Here is an 18,006-nt window from a genome sequence, read left to right as displayed (position 1 = left end):
GGCCGTCGGCCCGGCGCCCCGAGCGGTGGTGCACAGTGACCACCGCGCTGACCATCGCGAGCCTGGCCGCGTTCATCCTGCTCACCTTCGGGACGGCGATCTTCGTCGCCGCCGAGTTCTCCCTGACGGCCCTCGAGCGCAGCACCGTCGAGGCCAACGCCCGCGACGGCGGCCGCCGCGACCGCATCATCCGCACCGCGCACCGCAACCTGTCGTTCCAGCTCTCGGGTGCCCAGATCGGCATCTCGATCACCACGCTGATCACCGGTTATCTCGCCGAGCCCGTGGTGGCGCGACTGCTGCGCGGCCCGCTGCATGCCGTCGGCCTGCCGGACCGGTTCACCGACGGGGTGGCCCTGACGCTGGCGTTGCTCATAGCGACGTCGGTCTCGATGGTGTTCGGCGAGCTGGTGCCCAAGAACCTCGCGGTGGCCAAGCCCGTGCCGACCGCGCGTGCCACGGTGCCACTGCAGTGGTTCTTCTCCCTGGTGTTCTCCCCCGTGATCAAGCTGACCAACGGCTGCGCCAACTGGGTGCTGCGCCGGCTCGGGGTCGAGCCCGCCGAGGAACTGCGCTCGGCGCGGTCCGCGCAGGAACTGCTGGCGCTCGTGCGCAACTCCGCCGAGAGCGGATCGCTGGACCCGCAGACGGCCGAATTGATCGACCGCTCACTGCAATTCGGCGGCCGCACCGCCGAGGAACTCATGACGCCGCGGTCCATGATCGAGTCGCTGGAGGTCACCGACACCGTCGCCGACCTCATCGAGACGGCCATCCGGACCGGCTTCTCGCGCTTCCCGATCGTCGCCGGCGACCTCGACGAGACCGTCGGCATCGTGCACGTCAAACAGGTCTTCGCGATACCCGTCGAACTGCGGGCCGGCACCCGGCTGGCGCAGCTGGCGCGGCCCGTCCCGACGGTGCCGTCGACCCTGGACGGTGACGCGGTGATGACCCAGATCCGGGCCAACGGCGTCCAGACCGCGCTCGTGGTCGACGAATACGGCGGCACCGCCGGCATGGTCACCGTCGAGGACCTCATCGAGGAGATCGTCGGCGACGTCCGCGACGAACACGACGACGCCACCCCCGACGTCGTCGAGGTGCGCGACGGCTGGCTGGTGTCGGGTCTGATGCGGATCGACGAAGTGGACACCGAGACCCCGTTCCGTGCGCCCGAAGGCGATTACGAGACCATCGGCGGCCTGGTGCTCAAGGAGCTCGGCCACATCCCGGACGTCGGCGACACCGTCGTCCTCACCGAATTCGACCCGGACAACCCCGAACTGGACCCGGTGCACTGGAAGGCCACGGTGATCCGGATGGACGGCCGGCGCATCGACCAGCTCGAGCTGACGCAGCTGGACCCGCACGAGTCGGGAGCCGACCATGAATGACGTCCTCGGCATCCTGCTGACCATGGTGCTGCTGGGCGCCAACGCGTTCTTCGTCGGCGCCGAGTTCGCGCTCATCTCGGCGCGGCGCGACCGGTTGCAGGCGCTGGCCGAACAGGGCAAGCGCAGCGCCGTCACCGTGTTGCGGGCCGGTGAGCGGCTGTCGATGATGCTGGCCGGTGCCCAGCTCGGCATCACCATCTGCTCGATCCTGCTGGGCCGCGTCGGCGAGCCGGCCGTAGCGCACCTGCTCGAGGAGCCCTTCGACGCGCTCGGCGTCCCCGAGACGGTGCTGCACACCGTGGCGTTCGCCGTCTCGCTGGCGATCGTTGTGACGGTGCACGTGCTCCTCGGCGAGATGGTGCCCAAGAACATCGCCATCGCCGGGCCCGAGAAGGCCGCCATGCTGCTGATCCCGCCGTACCTGGTGTACATGAGCATCGCCCGGCCGTTCGTCATCTTCTACAACTGGTGCGCCAACAGCACGCTGCGGCTGCTCGGGGTCGAGCCCAAGGACGAACTGGACGTCACGGTCTCGTCGGTCGAACTGTCCGAGATGCTGACGGAGTCCCTGTCGGAGGGGCTGCTCGACGCCGAGGAACACGTCCGGCTCAAGCGCGCGCTGGACATCCGGACCCGGACGGTCAAGGACGTCGCGATACCGCTGCAGGACATCCGCGCGGTGCCCATCGCCGCGCCCGGTACCGGCCCGACGGTGGGTGCGGTGGCCCAGGCGCTGCGCGAGACGGGCTACTCCCGGTTCCCGGTGACCGACGGGCACAGCGCCTACCTCGGCTACCTGCACATCAAGGACGTGCTGCCGTGCATGGACGACAACGACGCGGTCCTGGACCGGTCCATGGTGCGCCCGCTGCCCATGGTCGCCTCGACGCTGCCGGTGGCCGACGCGTTGTCGTGGCTGCGCCGCAACAACAGTCACCTGTCCCTGGTGACCACCGACGGCTACGTCACCGCGATGGTGGCGCTGGAAGACCTGGTCGAGGACCTCGTCGGCGTGGTGCGTGACGGTACCCACCGTGTCTGACACGGTGTGCGCACCGCCGCGGGTCCTGAGCGAGGACGACTGGGCCCCGCGCGAACAGCGCTACCTGGACCGCGTCGACGCCTTCCTGGCCCCGCACGAGCGCCGGATGCGCGCCGGCGAGCCGCACCCGGTGTGGGACTTCTTGTTCACGTACTACAGCCTCAAGCCCCGACAGCTGCGGCGCTGGCATCCGGGGTTCGGCCGGGCCCTGAGCGGTCCCGACGCGATGCGGTTCGCCGACCGGACCGGGTACGGCCGGCGCGGCGACGCCGTGACGGTGACGCCCGAGTACCTCGCCGGCCGCCGCGAGACCGTCGCCTTCGTCGCCGAGCTGTTGGCTGCGACGGCGGCCCGTCCGGCACGGCTGAACTGTTTCGGCCTGCACGAATGGGCCATGGTCTACCGCGCTCCCGAGGTACGGCACGCCCAGGTGCCGCTGCGCCTCAGCCCCTCCGACACCGATGCCGTGGTCGAGTCGATGCCGCTGCGGTGCACGCATTTCGACGCTTTCCGGTTCTTCACCGAGGCGGCCGCACCGCGCAACGGAGAAGCCCTCACCCGACACACCCAGGCGGCCACCGAGCAGCCGGGCTGTGTGCACGCAAATATGGACTTGTACAAATGGAGTTACAAGCTCGGACCTTTGCTGGAGTCGAATCTTTTGATGGATTGCCTTGACCTCGCGGCGGACGCACGCGTCCTCGACATGCAGGCCAGCCCGTACGACCTGAACGACTACGGCATCGAGCCGATCGCCATCGAGGACCCGTCGGGCCGCGCCGAGTATGTGCGCCGCCAGCAGGACATCGCCAATCTCGCTGTGCCGCTGCGGGACTCGCTGCTGTCGGCGTGCCGGGCGTTGCTCGCATCCGACGCCGACGGCGGCATGCTGTGACGGCCCGGACGGCGCTGCGGGTCGCCGCCGCGGCCCTGGCCGCCGTGCTGACCGTCGCCGGCTGCTCCGACGACTCATCGGGGCGCAGTACGCAGCGCAGCGGTCAGGTGTTGCCGGGTGACTACAGCGGCGCCGGCCCCGGCACACTCGTCGCCGCGCAGCCGCTGACGACCGTCGACCCCGAACTGGCCGGGCTCACCGCGATCTCCGCACGCATCACGTACGTCTCCACGTCGGGCATCAACGACAGCCACCCCAAGGTGACGGGCTCGGTGTTCCTGCCGAAGGGCAAACCACCCGAGGGCGGCTGGCGCATCATCGCGCTGGCCAACCCGGGCAGCGGCATCAAGTCCGACTGCGCGCCGTCGTCGTCGCCGAGCCTGCTGGGCCTGCTGCCGACCGTGCGGCTCATGGTCGGCGCCGGCTATCTGGTGGCGATCACCGACTATCAGGGCATCGGGCTCGACGAGACCTATCACCCGTACCTGGACTCCACGACCGAGGGCTTCAACCTCATCGACCTGGCGCGGGCGACGCGCAAACTGGTGTCTGCCGCGTCGACCAACTGGGTCGCCGTGGGCACCGGGCAGGGCGGACAGGCTGCCTGGGCGGCCGCCGAGCTCGCCACCGACTACGGCGGCGGGCTCCGTCCGCAGGGCGCGGTCGCACTGGCCCCGACCGCGGCGCTCGAGTGGCTGGCCGATGCCTCGGCGGGCGGGAACCTGAACCGCGACCAGCAGCTCATGCTGCAGCAGTACCTCGCGATCATGCCGCAGGCCTACCCCGGATTCCCCATCGAGGACTACCGTCGCGGCGCCGCCCGCGACCACTGGGACACCCTGTCGGCCTGCCGCGGCCCGGCGGTCGCCGACCGCAGCGGCGTGCTGGATTCGCTGGGCCCGAACGACCTCGGCCCGACGACGCCGGCCGCCGCCGACGCGTTGCGCGGTTACCTGCGCAAGGCGACGCTGCCGCAGGCACCCGCCGCGGCGCCGATGCTGATCACGCCGGGGCCGCCCGACGGCCTGGTGCCGCCGGAGCAGACCGCCGCCGCCGTCGAACGGGCCTGCGCCATGGGCGACGTCATCGACTACGTCCAGCCCGACGAAGCCGATGCGCTCGGCTGGATCACCGACCGGTTCAACGGGGTGCCCGCGCCGAACACGTGCCCCGGCGCCACCCCGACCTCCGCCACACCGACCTCGACGGCCAGTTCGCGCTCGGATGAATCCGACACCGACCAGTCGGGCTCGGGCAGCGACGAGGTGACCCAGACCGCCGAACAAACCGCGGCCGAGACCGAGGCACCGCATCACCAGCAGCCCGCGCCCCCGCCGCCGGCGGACCCCGGGGACGCCGAATGAACATCGGCCTCCTCGACGGCTGGCTCCCGACGCTGATCCAGGTGGTGACGGTGCTGGCGCTCGTCGTCGCCGTCGGGCGGCGGTCGCCGCGCTGGCTGCGGCTGTGGCTGCCGGTGGCCGTCGCGACCGGTGTCGTCCTCGCGCTGGCCTGCAGCTGGTTCATCTCTGATCAGGGCCTCGCGGGCGGGCCGGCCCCGACGTCCCTGTGGGTGTGGATCGTGCTGACCGGGGTGGCGCTCGTCGTCGCCGTCGCGGGGTGGCCGGGCCTGCACTGGTGGCGGCGGGCAGTGGCCGTGGCCGTGGTGCCGCTCTGCGCGGTCTGCGCGGGTCTGGCGGTGAACACGTGGACCGGCTACCTGCCGACCGTCGAGGCGCTGTGGCAGCGCGCCACCGGCGCCGAGTTACGCGGCGAGACCGATCTCGCGACCGCACTGAACATGCGCCGCTCCGGCGAGCGCCCCGACCGCGGCGTCCTGGTGTCGGTGCAGATTCCCACCACCGCGTCGGGCTTCCGCGCGCGTCCGGAGCTGGTCTACCTGCCGCCCGCCTGGTTCGCCCACGATGCCCCACAGCTACCGGCGGTGGTCATGGTGGGCGGCGAGTTCGGGTGGCCCGCCGACTGGCCCACGGCCGGCGGCGCGCAGCGCACCGCCGACGATTTCGCGGCCGCCCACGGCGGCAACGCGCCGATTCTGGTGTTCGTCGACACCAGCGGCCAGTTCTCCAACGACACCGAGTGCGTCAACGGGCCGCGCGGCATGGCCGCCGATCACCTCACCAAAGATGTTGTGCCATTTGTCACTTCGACGTTCTCGGCCAGTCCCGACTCGTCGCGGTGGGGCATCGTCGGCTGGTCGGCCGGTGGCACGTGTGCAGTGATGACGACCGTCATGCACCCCGAACTGTTCCAGACGTTCGTCGACATGGACGGCCAGGTCGGGCCCAACGCCGGTTCCGAACCGCAGACCATCGCGCGGCTCTTCGGCGGTGACGCCGCGGCATTCGCCCATTTCGATCCGGCGACGGTGGTCCGTAAGCACGGGCCGTACACCGGCGTCGCCGGCTGGTTCGCGGTGTCGGAGAACGGGCCGGTGGTGTACCAACCGGCTCAGGCCGGCACGCCGACGAACGTGCAACCGCCGGACAACCCGGAGAGCCACACCGCCGTCGCGACCTACATGTGTGCGTTGGTCAGCGCCGCCGGTATCGAGTGCTCAGTGGTCCCGCACGGCGGTGACCACACGTTCCCCAGTGCCGCAGAGGTATTCGCCGCGGCCCTGCCATGGCTGGCCGGACGGCTGCACACACCCGGCGTCCCGGCCATCGGTTTGCCCGGCGCGACACCGCACTGACGGTGTGACCGGGTTCTCAATGGCCGACACGCCGGTGAGCTGCGGTTACCCACGGGTAAAGTGGATGGTCGCCGCGTGGGCTGCTTAGGAGGAAGAAGAAAATGACTGATCGTGTGACGGTGGGAAATCTGCGGGTGGCCCGCGTACTGCACGACTTCATCACCAACGAGGCTCTGCCCGGCACCGGGGTCGACCCGGACAGCTTCTGGGCCGGAGTGGACAAGGTCATCACCGACCTGACCCCGAAGAACAAGGAGCTGCTGGCCCGCCGTGACGATCTGCAGGCGCAGATCGACAAGTGGCACCGCGCCCGCGTCATCGATCCCGTCGACACCGACGAGTTCAAGACTTCGTACGAGGAGTTCCTCACCGAGATCGGCTACCTGCAGCCGGAGCCGGAAGAGTTCTGCATCCGCACCTCGGGCGTCGACCCGGAGATCACCAGCACCGCCGGACCGCAGCTGGTGGTGCCGATCCTGAACGCCCGATTCGCGATCAACGCCGCCAACGCCCGCTGGGGCTCGCTGTACGACGCGCTGTACGGCACCGACGTCATCTCCGACGAGGGTGGCGCCGAGGCCGGAAAGGGTGGCTACAACCAGGTGCGCGGCGACAAGGTGATCGCCTACGCCCGTAACTTCCTGGACCAGGCCGTCCCGCTGGCGACCGGCTCGTGGGCCGACATCACCGGCCTCAAGATCGACGACGAGCACCAGCTGCAGGCCGAACTCGGCGACGGGCTGTCGACCGGACTGGCCAGCCCCGAGGAATTCGTCGGCTACACCGGCAAGCTCGGTGACCCGGCCTGGTCGGTGCTGCTGGTCCACCATGGCCTGCACATCGAGATCCTGATCGACCCCGAGTCGCCGATCGGTTCGACCGACAAGGCCGGCATCAAGGACGTCGTGCTGGAGTCGGCGATCACCACGATCATGGACTTCGAGGACTCGGTCGCGGCCGTCGACGCCGACGACAAGGTGCTGGGCTACCGCAACTGGCTGGGCCTGAACAAGGGTGACCTGTCCGAAGAGGTCAGCAAGGGCGGCAAGACCTTCACCCGCACCCTGAACCCCGACCGCGTCTTCACCACGCCGGACGGCGAGGGCGAACTGGTGCTGCCGGGCCGCAGCCTGCTGTTCGTCCGCAACGTCGGCCACCTGATGACCAACGATGCCATCGTGGACGCCGACGGCAACGAGATTCCCGAAGGCATCCAGGACGCGCTGTTCACCGGTCTGATCGCCATCCACGGCCTGAAGTCGACGCCGGAGAACGGCGAGCTGACCAACAGCCGCACCGGTTCCATCTACATCGTGAAGCCCAAGATGCACGGCCCCGAAGAGGTCGCGTTCACCTGCGAGCTCTTCAGCCGCGTCGAGGATGTGCTGGGCCTGCCCGCGGCCACTCTCAAGGTCGGCATCATGGACGAGGAGCGCCGCACCACGGTCAACCTCAACGCCTGTATCAAGGCCGCCGAGGACCGCGTCGTCTTCATCAATACCGGCTTCCTGGACCGCACCGGCGACGAGATCCACACCTCGATGGAAGCCGGCCCGATGGTCCGCAAGGGCGCCATGAAGAGCCAGACCTGGATCAAGGCCTATGAGGACGCCAACGTCGACGCCGGTCTGGCCGACGGTCTGGCCGGCCGTGCACAGATCGGTAAGGGCATGTGGGCCATGACCGACCTGATGGCCGACATGGTCGAGCAGAAGATCGGTCAGCCCAAAGCCGGCGCCACCACCGCGTGGGTGCCCTCGCCCACCGGCGCGACGCTGCACGCCATGCACTACCACCAGGTGGACGTCCGCGAGGTGCAGGAAGAGCTGGCCGGCAAGAAGCGCACCACGCGCACGGAGCTGCTGACCATCCCGCTGGCCAAGGAACTCGCCTGGGCGCCCGAGGAGATCCACGAAGAGGTCGACAACAACTGCCAGTCGATCCTCGGCTACGTGGTGCGCTGGATCGACCAGGGTGTCGGCTGCTCCAAGGTGCCGGACATCCACAACGTCGCCCTCATGGAGGACCGCGCCACGCTGCGCATCTCCAGCCAGCTGCTGGCCAACTGGCTGCGGCACGGCGTCATCACCGAGGATGACGTGAAGGCGAGCCTGCGCCGGATGGCCGCGGTGGTCGACGAGCAGAACGCCGGCGACCCGGCGTACCTGCCGATGGCGCCCGATCCGGAGGGCAGCATCGCTTTCCAGGCCGCGCAGGAGTTGATCCTCGAGGGCTGCAGCCAGCCCAACGGCTACACCGAGCCGATCCTGCATCGGCGCCGGCGGGAGTTCAAGGCCGCACACGCCGGTTCGTGAACGGTCAACTCCCCCATCATCGTTGATTAAAATTCGGCGGGCCCGCGTCACTCGACACGGGTCCGCCGATTGCACGCCGACACCAGGAGCAGACACCAATGGGTAGGCACAGAGCTCCCGACGACGACGAATCGAACGCCGACGAGTCACGCGACGACGCGATCTCTGACTACGACGCGTTGTCGCCGGACATCCCGGAGGCCGACGACACCGCGACCAGCGCTCTGGGATTCCGGGTGCCGGACGACTGGGCCGAGATGCACGGGATGCCTGCTGCAGAAACCCCGCGTGCTGCCACCCCACCCCCCGCCACACCGCCGGCCGACAACGGCGATCGGTACGACACCGACGAGCCCGACTACGGCGACACCGACTATTCGGACCAGCCCGACCTCACCGCCGACAGCATCACCCAGGCGTTCCCGTCCGTCCCGCGCCGGGCCTCGGTCCGCTCGCACGGCGGCGACTGGGAGGGCGGCGAATGGACCGGTAGCCACCGGGCCATCCAGACCAAGCGGCGCGGCGTCAGCGTCGGCGTGATCGCCGCGCTCGTCACCGTCGTGGTCGTCGTCGCCGCGGTGATCCTCTGGCGGTTCTTCGGCAGCGTGCTGTCCGACCGCAGCCGGGAGGCCTCGGCGCGGTGCGTGTCCGGCTCGGTCAGCGTGCCCGTGCTGGCCGACCCGTCGATCTCCGACCAGCTCAATTCGCTGGCCGGCAAATACAGCCAGACCGCCGCGCCCATCGGCGACAAGTGCGTCAAGGTCGAGGTCAAGGCGAGCGACCCGACCACCGTCGTCGACGGTGTGGTGAACAAGTGGCCGTCGAACCTGGGCCCGCGGCCCGCGTTGTGGGTTCCGGCCAGCTCGGTGTCGGCGGCCCGGCTGGTGGCCGGCGCCGGTGAGCAGGCCGTCAGCGGTGAAGCCAAGTCGCTGGCGACCTCGCCGGTGCTGCTGGCAGTCCGGCCGCAGCTCAAAGATGCTCTGGCCCAGCAGAATTGGGGCACACTGCCCGCGCTGCAGACGAACCCGACGGCGCTGGACGGCCTGAGCCTGCCGGGCTGGGGTTCGCTGCGGCTGGCCGTACCGACCGTCGACAACAGCGACGCGGCCTATCTGGCGGCCGAAGCTGTCGCGTCCGCCGCGGCCAACGGCGGGCCGGTCAACGCCGGTGCCGGTGCCGTGCACCGGTTGACGGCCGCGCAGCCCAAGCTCGCCGACCCCAAGGCCTCGACGGCGCTGGACGCGCTGATCTCCGCGAGCGACCCGGCCACGGCGCCGGTACACGCCGTCGTCACCACCGAACAGCAGCTCTATCAGCGGTCGGAACACACCGACAACGCCAAGGGCAAGCTGGCGGCTTGGCTACCGCCCGGCGCACCGGCAGTCGCCGACTACCCCGCGGTGCTGCTCGGCGGCGAGGGCCTGTCGCATGAGGAAGTGACCGCGGCCAGCGAGTTCGAACGCTTCCTGCGCAAGCCCGAACAGCTCGCCGAGCTGTCCAAGGCCGGCTTCCGCGTCAGCGGCGGCAATCCCCCGAAGAACGACGTGGTGAACCTGGGCTCCCTGCCCGACGCCCTCGCGGTCGGCGACACGGGCACGCGCGCCACGCTGGCGAACGCCGTCGGTGGCACCTCGAAGAGCGGCGTTGTGACCATCTTGCTGGACCAGTCGATGCCGAGCAGCGACGGCGCCAAGACCCGGCTGGGCAACGTCACCACCGCGCTGATGGACCGGCTCAAGGCGATGTCGCCGAACAGTTCGGTGGGTCTGTGGACGTTCGACGGCGTCTCGGGGCGCAGCGAGATTCCGGCGGCGCCGCTCAGCGAGCAGGCGCACGCGACGCAGCTGATCTCGAACCTGAACAACCAGAGCTCGTCGGGCGGCGGTCATGTCTCGTTCACGACGCTGCGCATGCTCTACGGCGACGCGATGTCGAAGTATGTCGACGGCCAGGCGAATTCGATCCTGCTGATCACGTCCGGCCCGCACACCGACCAGTCACTGGACGGCCAGGGCCTACAGGACTACATCAAGTCGGCGTTCGATCCGGCCCGCCCGGTGGCGATCAACGTCATCGACATCGGGTCCGACTCGGACAGCTCGACGTGGCAGGCCGTCGCGCAGCTCACCGGCGGCACGTTCACCGGCATGCCCACCTCGGCGGCGCCTGAGCTGGTCAACGCCGTCGCCGCTGCCCTGCCCTAGCTGGATTCTCAGAACCCGCGAGCGGCCGTGTCTGCGCGCGACACGCCGCCACTTACGTACAAAAACGTCCCGCTCAGAAGCTCTGAGCGGGACGTTTTTGCACGGACCTAGGCGAACGCCTCGATCGGCGGGCAGGAGCAGACCAGGTTGCGGTCGCCGAAGGCGCCGTCGATACGACGGACGGGCGGCCACACCTTCGGCCGGAAACCCTTGCCCAGCGGGTACGCGGCATGTTCGCGGGTGTAGGGGTGCTTCCACTCGTCGACCAGCAGGCACTCAGCGGTGTGCGGTGCGTTGTGCAGCGGGTTGTCGTCGGCCGGCCACTCACCGGAGCCGACCTGGTCGATCTCGGCCTTGATCGCGATCATCGCGGCGATGAAGGCGTCGACCTCGGCCAGGCTCTCGCTCTCGGTGGGCTCGACCATCAGCGTGCCCGCAACCGGGAAGCTCATGGTCGGTGCGTGGAAACCGTAGTCCGCCAAGCGCTTTGCCACGTCGTCGACGGTGACGCCGGTGGCCTTGGTGATGGCCCGCAGGTCCAGGATGCACTCGTGCGCGACCATGCCGTTCTCGCCGGTGTAGAGCACCGGGTAGTGCTCGTCGAGACGACGGGCGATGTAGTTGGCCGACGCGATCGCGGTCAGCGTCGCGGCCCGCAGACCCGCCGCGCCCATCATCCGGATGTACGCCCAGGTGATCGGCAGGATGGACGCCGAGCCGTACGGCGCCGCCGACACGGTGTGGTCGTCGGCGAGCTCGGCGGCCAGCGGGTGGCCGGGCAGGTACGGCGCGAGGTGCGACCGGACCGCCACCGGGCCAACGCCCGGACCGCCACCGCCGTGCGGGATGCAGAACGTCTTGTGCAGGTTCAGGTGGCTGACGTCGCCCCCGAACTTGCCGGGACGGGCCAGGCCGACGATCGCGTTGAGGTTGGCGCCGTCGACGTACACCTGACCGCCGGCGTCGTGCACCGCGGCGCAGATGTCGGCGACGTCGTGCTCGTACACGCCGTGCGTGGACGGGTAGGTGATCATCAGCGCGGCGAGGTCACTGGCGTGTTCGGCGATCTTGGCGCGCAGGTCGTCCAGGTCGACGTCACCGTTCTCCCGGCATGCCACGACGACGACCTTCATGCCGACCATGGCGGCCGACGCGGCGTTGGTGCCGTGCGCGCTCGACGGGATCAGGCAGATGTTGCGGCCGGCTTCACCGCGGGCCTCGTGGTAGGCGCGGATGGCGAGCAGACCGGCGTACTCACCCTGCGACCCGGCGTTGGGCTGCAGCGACACCGAGTCGTAGCCGGTGATGCTGACGAGCCACGACTCCACGTCGGCGATCAGCTTCCGCAGGCCCGGGGTGTCCGACGCCGGGGCGAACGGGTGCTGCTGTGCGAACTCGGTCCACGTGATGGGTTCCATCTCGGCGGCCGCGTTGAGCTTCATGGTGCACGAGCCCAGCGGGATCATGCTGCGGTCCAGCGCGATGTCCTTGTCGGCGAGCGAGCGCAGGTAGCGCATCATCTCGGTCTCGGTGCGGTACCGCGAGAACGCCGGGTGGGTGAGGAACTCCGAAGTGCGCGTATGGATTTCCGGGCCGTCCCAGTGGTGGCCGCCGCGCGTCGCGCCGAACGCCGCGAGCACCGCGTCGACGTGGTCGGCGGTGGTCGCCTCGTCGCAGGACACCGAGATGTGATCGGCATCGACGAGCCAGACGTTGATGCCGCGCTCCTTGGCAGCCGCCTGCACCTGCTCGGCCTTGCCGGGAACGCGGGCCAGGACGGTGTCGAAGAATCCGGAGTGGACGACCTCGACACCGGCCTCTTTCAGGCCCATGGCCACCGCAAGGGCGTGGCCGTGCACGCGGTGCGCGATGGCGGTCAGCCCGCGCGGCCCGTGGTAGCTGGCGTACATCGCGGCGATCACCGCGAGCAGCACCTGAGCGGTACAGATGTTGCTGGTGGCCCGGTCGCGGCGGATGTGCTGTTCACGGGTCTGCAGGCTCAGCCGGTAGGCCTTGGCGCCGTCGGCGTCGACCGAGACGCCGACCAGACGCCCGGGCAGCTGCCGGGCGTGCTTGCCGTGCACGGCCAGGTAGCCGGCATGCGGGCCGCCGAAGCCCATCGGCACGCCGAAACGCTGCGTGGTGCCGAAGGCGACATCGGCGCCGATCTCGCCGGGCGGGGTGACGAGCGTCAGCGCCAGCAGGTCCGCGCCGATGGCGACCAGCGCACCGCGCTCATGGGCCTGCGCGATCAGCGCGGACCAGTCGTTGACGGCGCCGCTGGCCCCGGGCACCTGGGCGATGACGCCGAAGAACTCGCCCTCGGGCAGGCCGTCACGCAGGTCGGCGGTGACGATCTCGATGTTCAGCGGTTCGGCGCGGGTGGCCAGTACCGCCGCGGTCTGCGGGTAGATGTCGGCGTCGACGGCGAGGCGGCGGCAGTCGCCCTTGACGGCGCGGTGCATCAGCGTCATGGCCTCGGCCGCGGCGGTGGCCTCGTCGAGCATGGAGGCGTTGGCGATCTCCATGCCGGTCAGGTCAGTGACCATGGTCTGGAAGTTGAGCAGGGCCTCGAGGCGGCCCTGGCTGATCTCGGGCTGGTACGGCGTGTAGGCGGTGTACCAGGCCGGGTTCTCGAGAATGTTGCGGCGCAACACGGCCGGGGTCAGGGTGTCGAAGTAGCCCTGGCCGATCATCGACACCGCGACGGTGTTGGTCTCGGCGAGCGCGCGCAGCTCGGCCAGCGACTGCTCTTCGGACGCCGGGGCCGGCAGCTCGTCGAGGCCGGGGGCCAGGCCGGCGCTGGACAGCGCGTCGAGGATGCCCGCGGGCAGCGCCTTGGCGGCGAGCTCTTCCAGCGAGTCGACGCCGATGATCCCGAGCATGGTGGCCACCGCGTCGGCATCCGGACCGATGTGCCGGTCGACGAAGCGAAGCTGGTGGTGCTCGGCAGAGGAACGGGACGTGCTGTCGGTCATGACGGCCTCTCCAGACGTTCAGGCTCGGGGCAGGCTTGCCACGGAACCGCTAGGGGTTCCTCCCCCTCTGTCGTCGGTGCCTGAGAGATTCGGCCCGACGATGGTCGGCCTTTCCCCATGGGCGGGCGAGTCGCAGCTCGCCGCTTTCCAGAGGCATCGGGCTCCGGCGCGGTCCGGGGGCCTGAGAGGTTGATGGAGAGGTATTGCTCCTTCGGCGTCCATGGCTGGCGGCCACAGAACTCTCCCGCGTCGGGACGATGCGCGCGCCAGTCTACCGGTCGGTCACATAAGCCCGCGAATAGACAGCAAACGGCCCCTTCTCGCCGGGGAGAAGGGGCCGTTGCTCGTGCTTTGGGAGGCGGGACTCAGCCGATCTTGCGGTCGCGCTGCTTGCGACGCGAGGCGAGCTCGTCCTCGGGTGCGGCGATGGATTCGCCGCCGTCGGCGCGTTCGCCCGGGAAGTCGGCGATGGCGCCGGTCAGCTCACGCATGGCGCCGGAGACCGCGATGCCGAATACGCCCTGACCGCCCTGCAGCAGGTCGACGACCTCTTCGGCGGACGTGCACTCGTACACCGTGGTGCCGTCCGAGAAGAGCGTGATGTTGGCCAGGTCGTGGACGCCGCGCTGGCGCAGGTGGTCGACCGCGACGCGGATGTTGTGCAGCGAGATGCCGGTGTCGAGCAGTCGCTTGACGATCTTGAGGACCAGGATGTCCTTGAACGAGTACAGGCGCTGGCTGCCGGAGCCGGCGGCGCCGCGGATCGACGGGACGACCAGCGAGGTGCGAGCCCAGTAGTCGAGCTGGCGGTAGGTGATGCCGGCGATCTGGCAGGCGCTCGGCCCGCGGTAGCCGACCAGTTCGTCGGGAACAGACTCATCAGGGAACAGGCCTGCCTGCACCGGCACGGGAGCCGGTGTCGGGGCGGCCTGCTCAGGCGCGCCGTTGGTCGTCAGGTCCAACTGCTCTTGACGTGGCGTCTCGTCGCCCACTGCCTGATCCTCTCGCCGATCGAACTAACCCTGCCTGGCGGCCACTGCTGCTCGGCGGGCATGTCCGCTGCTCGAATGTGTCGAGCATACGCTTCCCGCCGGGCCAGTTCAGCCTGTCACCAGAACGAGGAAAGTATGTGGCGCGGATTCGGCGAATCCGCAAACGGCGCACCGAGTGTCGACACGCGCTGACCTAACTGAGATGCATCCGTAACAAGGGGCCCGTACTCCGGCCTAAGTCGCCTTGAAATCGTCCGGAGAAATGCTGTCGAGGAACTCCTTGAACTTCTCGACCTCGTCCTCGCGCACGGGGCCGGACGACTCCTCGTCACCCTCGTCCGGGATCAGCAGACCGGCTTCGGCGAGTACCGCTTCCTCGACATAGATCGGTACGCCCACCCGCAGCGCGATGGCCACCGAGTCCGACGGCCGCGCCGACACCGTGATGTCGCGGTCGAACACCAGGTCGGCGTAGAAGGTGCCTTCCTGCAGGTCCACGATGCGCACCTCGCGCAGCGAATGACCAAGTGCGGCAATCAGATCCTTGATCAGGTCGTGCGTCAGGGGACGAGCCGGTGAGACGCCCTGCTGCTCGAGCGCGATGGCAGCCGCCTCGGACTGCCCGATCCAGATCGGCAGGTAGCGGTCACCGTCGGATTCGCGCAGCAAGAGCACGGGTTGGTTCTGCGGCTGTTCCACCCGAATGCCGACCACACGAACCTCGCCCATCTGCGTCTGCCCTCCGCAATCCGTGTGCCATCAACGAATTCGAGTCTAGTCCTCAGCGATCGAGAACGTCGCGCACGGCAGACTTGATCAGCGACGTGTGCAGCGTGATGGCGAGCGCCGCGACCTCGCGGGCCAGTTCGTCGGCCCGGTCACGGGCCCCGGCGTTGCCGGCTTTACCGATGGGGCCGGCGATCTGGGCGATCAGGTCAGACTGCCGGTCGGCGGCGGACCGGAAGGCCCGCAGGTGCCGCGGTTCGACACCGTATTCGCCCAGCGCATGGGCACATTGTGCGATGACCACGGCATGTTCGTCGAAGAACCCCGCCGGGCCGGGGATGATCACGCCGCTCTTGACCAGCGCGGCCAACAGCTCCGGCTTGATGCCGGAGCGCTGCAGCAGGTCCTCGCGGCTGAGCCGGACCTGGGCGGGCGCGACGTCAGCCGGGACACCGGCCTGGTCGCTGTCCGGATCCGGAACCAATTTCGGTACGCCGTAAGCGGATCCGTTCGACGGCAGCGCGCCGTCGGGCTGGGCGTCCAGCTGGGCCTTGATGACCTTGAGCGGCAGGTACTGATCCCGCTGCGCGGACAGGATGAACCGCAGCCGCGCGCAGTCATAGGCCGTAAAACGACGGTAGCCCGACCCAGTGCGTTCGGGCGTGACCAGACCTTGTTCCTCCAGGAACCGGATCTTGGAGATGGTCACATCCGGGAAGTCTGGCCGGAGCAGATCGAACACCGCTCCGATCGACATCCCGGCCACTGCACTGCGGTCGGGCTGCGTCATGGACTGACCGCCGGTCTAACCAGCCGAGCTGTCGTCGGTCTTGGGGCCGGTCAGGAACACGAGGCGGAACTTGCCGATCTGGACCTCGTCACCGTTGGCCAGCACCGCCGAGTCGACGGGCTCGCGGTTGACGTAGGTGCCGTTGAGGCTGCCGACGTCGACCACCTGGAACTCACCGGACTCGAGCCGGAACTCGGCGTGGCGACGGCTCACCGTCACATCGTCGAGGAAGATGTCGCTGTCAGGATGACGGCCCGCCGAGGTGCTCGGCTGATCCAGCAGGAATCGAGAGCCGGCATTCGGCCCGCGCTTGACCACCAGGAGGGCCGAGCCCACCGGCAGTCCTTCAACTCCGGAGACGGCACTGGTGCCGCTCGTCGAAGCCGGGGCGTCGAGCTCATTGAGGAAGTCCGCCCGGAAGACCGATGTGGTCTCCACTGTTGCCTCCTCGGAGCCGAAATCGGTCCCCGAACCGCTGTCGTTATCCGTCACGCGCTGCTCCTCTACTGGCTGCTGTGGCGCTCTTTTGCACGACCAGCCGGCAGGTGCTGCCAGCAGTCATCGAATGTCGCATACGTCTCACTATTGACCGTACCGCGCGGCGCGGGCCAGTGTGCCCGCCACCACCGGATCCGCCGAGCCGACTTTGGTGTCGCCACGGCCGAACCGGACCGCAGCACCCTAACAAAAGGGTTACTCGTCCAGGGTCGCCCGGTAGCCGTCCGCGTCCAGCAGACCGGCGAGCTGGCTGTCCAGTTCGGCCGCGTCGGCCTGCAGTTCGATCAGCCAGCCGGCGTCATACGGATCGGAGTTGACCAGGTCGGGCGAGCCTTCCAGATCACCATTGACCGCAACGATTTTCGCGGCGATCGGGGCGTACAGCTCCGACGTCGTCTTGGGCGATTCGACCTCACCGAACACGTCGCCGGCAGCGACGGTGATGCCGACCTCGGGCAGATCGACGTAGACGACGTCGCCCAGCGCGCCCTGCGCGAAATCGGTGATTCCGACCCGTACGGTGCCCTCGCCGGTGCGGCGCACCCATTCGTGCTCGGTGGTGTACAGCAGATCGGCTGGCGTTTCGCTCACGACGCTCCTTGCAGTTTCAAGACAGTGTGTTGGTCGGTCAGTAAGAATACGGCTCGACGATCAGGCCCGGCGTCTACTTGACGGGCTGAGCGTATTGGCGCGGTTTCGGTTGCCGCAAGGCACTCACGTCGATCGTGTCGGCCTGTTGCACGGTCATTGTGCCGCCCACCCGTTTCACACTGTCCATCGCCCCGCCCGGGATGTTCATCGCGGCCGCGAGCGTCGGCGGATCCCCAATGGCGAGAATGGAATAGGGCGGGTTCATGGTCACGTTGTCGACGACCAGCGCGCCCGCGGTGCCGGTCACCCAGGTGTCGACACCGACCCGTACCGCGGTCTGCTGGTCACCGCGTCCCGACCGGATCTCCATGGCCTCGGCGCCGGCGGCGCGCAACTCGTTGATGACGTCGAGCAAGGTCTCGGGCGACACGCCGGGTGCGATGTCCTCGATGGTGATGGTGACGCCCGGGCCGGTGGCCGCGACGGTGCCGATCAGGATCGACAGGGCACGCAGGCGCGCCTGCGCGTTCTCGATGGCGGCCTGGTCGCTGTTGCCCGACGCCTGCAACGACGACAGCGTCTTCTGCAGGTCGGCCACCTCGGTGTTGAGAGACGCCTCGCGCTGTTGCAGCGAGTCGAGCAGCACCAGCAGGTCTGCAGGCCGCGCGGTGTCGAGGGCGTCACCGGATTCGGTCTGGCGCACCTGCGTCGCGATGGCCACCCCGAGCAGCACACAGAGCAGTACGGCCAGCGCGCCGAACATCAACTGCGACCGGGTGCGCGGCAGCCGGGCCGGGACGCCGTCGGGCAGCTCGTGCCGGCCGTGGTGTTCTTCCGCGTGCTGTTCGTCGTCAGCCATGTC

At 69.1% G+C, this 18,006-nt stretch carries 14 protein-coding genes and 1 riboswitch; of the genes, 7 read left to right on the top strand and 7 right to left on the bottom strand.

Going from position 1 to position 18,006, the window contains the following annotated elements; genetic code table 11:
• Window positions 1-35: 35 nt before the first annotated feature.
• The 7 genes from BR47_RS0104860 to BR47_RS0104830 all read left to right on the top strand — a co-directional run bounded on the left by BR47_RS0104860 (window position 36) and on the right by BR47_RS0104830 (window position 10,569).
• On the top strand, window positions 36-1,397 hold the full coding sequence (locus tag BR47_RS0104860; RefSeq protein ID WP_029118776.1) for a hemolysin family protein: 1,362 nt from the start codon (window positions 36-38) through the stop codon (window positions 1,395-1,397).
• The gene (locus BR47_RS0104855) at window positions 1,390-2,439 is read left to right on the top strand and encodes a hemolysin family protein (protein WP_020100167.1); all 1,050 of its coding nucleotides are present in this window, start codon (window positions 1,390-1,392) and stop codon (window positions 2,437-2,439) included. The genes BR47_RS0104860 and BR47_RS0104855 overlap by 8 nt, the downstream gene beginning before the upstream one ends.
• Window positions 2,432-3,334 (top strand): hypothetical protein, encoded by a 903-nt coding sequence (locus BR47_RS0104850; RefSeq protein WP_029118775.1) that lies wholly within the window; start codon window positions 2,432-2,434, stop codon window positions 3,332-3,334. The genes BR47_RS0104855 and BR47_RS0104850 overlap by 8 nt, the downstream gene beginning before the upstream one ends.
• Window positions 3,331-4,698 (top strand): lipase family protein, encoded by a 1,368-nt coding sequence (locus BR47_RS29740; RefSeq protein WP_051634617.1) that lies wholly within the window; start codon window positions 3,331-3,333, stop codon window positions 4,696-4,698. The genes BR47_RS0104850 and BR47_RS29740 overlap by 4 nt, the downstream gene beginning before the upstream one ends.
• Window positions 4,695-6,050, top strand: coding sequence for an alpha/beta hydrolase-fold protein (locus BR47_RS0104840; RefSeq protein WP_029118774.1), 1,356 nt, complete (start codon window positions 4,695-4,697; stop codon window positions 6,048-6,050). The genes BR47_RS29740 and BR47_RS0104840 overlap by 4 nt, the downstream gene beginning before the upstream one ends.
• 101 nt (window positions 6,051-6,151) lie before the next feature.
• Entirely contained in the window at window positions 6,152-8,365 is a 2,214-nt protein-coding gene (locus BR47_RS0104835) for a malate synthase G (RefSeq protein ID WP_029104908.1), read from the top strand.
• A 98-nt stretch (window positions 8,366-8,463) separates the two neighbouring features.
• On the top strand, window positions 8,464-10,569 hold the full coding sequence (locus BR47_RS0104830; protein ID WP_029118773.1) for a substrate-binding domain-containing protein: 2,106 nt from the start codon (window positions 8,464-8,466) through the stop codon (window positions 10,567-10,569).
• Window positions 10,570-10,676: 107 nt separating this feature from the next.
• On the opposite strand, the gene gcvP is transcribed toward BR47_RS0104830, so the two are convergent.
• The 7 genes from gcvP to BR47_RS0104795 all read right to left on the bottom strand — a co-directional run bounded on the left by gcvP (window position 10,677) and on the right by BR47_RS0104795 (window position 18,003).
• Window positions 10,677-13,547: an aminomethyl-transferring glycine dehydrogenase gene (gcvP, locus tag BR47_RS0104825; protein WP_029118772.1), complete on the bottom strand. Its 2,871-nt coding sequence runs from the start codon at window positions 13,545-13,547 to the stop codon at window positions 10,677-10,679.
• A 159-nt stretch (window positions 13,548-13,706) separates the two neighbouring features.
• A riboswitch (glycine riboswitch) is annotated at window positions 13,707-13,804 on the bottom strand.
• A 108-nt stretch (window positions 13,805-13,912) separates the two neighbouring features.
• Window positions 13,913-14,539: a MerR family transcriptional regulator gene (locus tag BR47_RS0104820; RefSeq protein WP_020100160.1), complete on the bottom strand. Its 627-nt coding sequence runs from the start codon at window positions 14,537-14,539 to the stop codon at window positions 13,913-13,915.
• 234 nt (window positions 14,540-14,773) lie between these two features.
• Entirely contained in the window at window positions 14,774-15,268 is a 495-nt protein-coding gene (locus tag BR47_RS0104815) for a bifunctional nuclease family protein (RefSeq protein WP_020100159.1), read from the bottom strand.
• A 52-nt stretch (window positions 15,269-15,320) separates the two neighbouring features.
• On the bottom strand, window positions 15,321-16,055 hold the full coding sequence (gene ftsR / locus BR47_RS0104810) for a transcriptional regulator FtsR (RefSeq protein ID WP_020100158.1): 735 nt from the start codon (window positions 16,053-16,055) through the stop codon (window positions 15,321-15,323).
• A 15-nt stretch (window positions 16,056-16,070) separates the two neighbouring features.
• Window positions 16,071-16,547, bottom strand: coding sequence for a glycogen accumulation regulator GarA (garA, locus tag BR47_RS0104805; RefSeq protein ID WP_020100157.1), 477 nt, complete (start codon window positions 16,545-16,547; stop codon window positions 16,071-16,073).
• A 201-nt stretch (window positions 16,548-16,748) separates the two neighbouring features.
• Window positions 16,749-17,144 (bottom strand): glycine cleavage system protein GcvH, encoded by a 396-nt coding sequence (gene gcvH, locus BR47_RS0104800; RefSeq protein ID WP_029118771.1) that lies wholly within the window; start codon window positions 17,142-17,144, stop codon window positions 16,749-16,751.
• Window positions 17,145-17,217: 73 nt separating this feature from the next.
• Window positions 17,218-18,003: a DUF881 domain-containing protein gene (locus BR47_RS0104795; RefSeq protein WP_020100155.1), complete on the bottom strand. Its 786-nt coding sequence runs from the start codon at window positions 18,001-18,003 to the stop codon at window positions 17,218-17,220.
• Window positions 18,004-18,006 lie beyond the last annotated feature (3 nt).

The organism is Mycobacterium sp. UNC410CL29Cvi84 (assembly GCF_000686745.1).
GTDB lineage: Bacteria > Actinomycetota > Actinomycetes > Mycobacteriales > Mycobacteriaceae > Mycobacterium > Mycobacterium mucogenicum_B.
The sequence above is the reverse complement of the archived record's forward strand: the minus strand, read 5'-3'. Positions and strand labels throughout refer to the sequence as shown.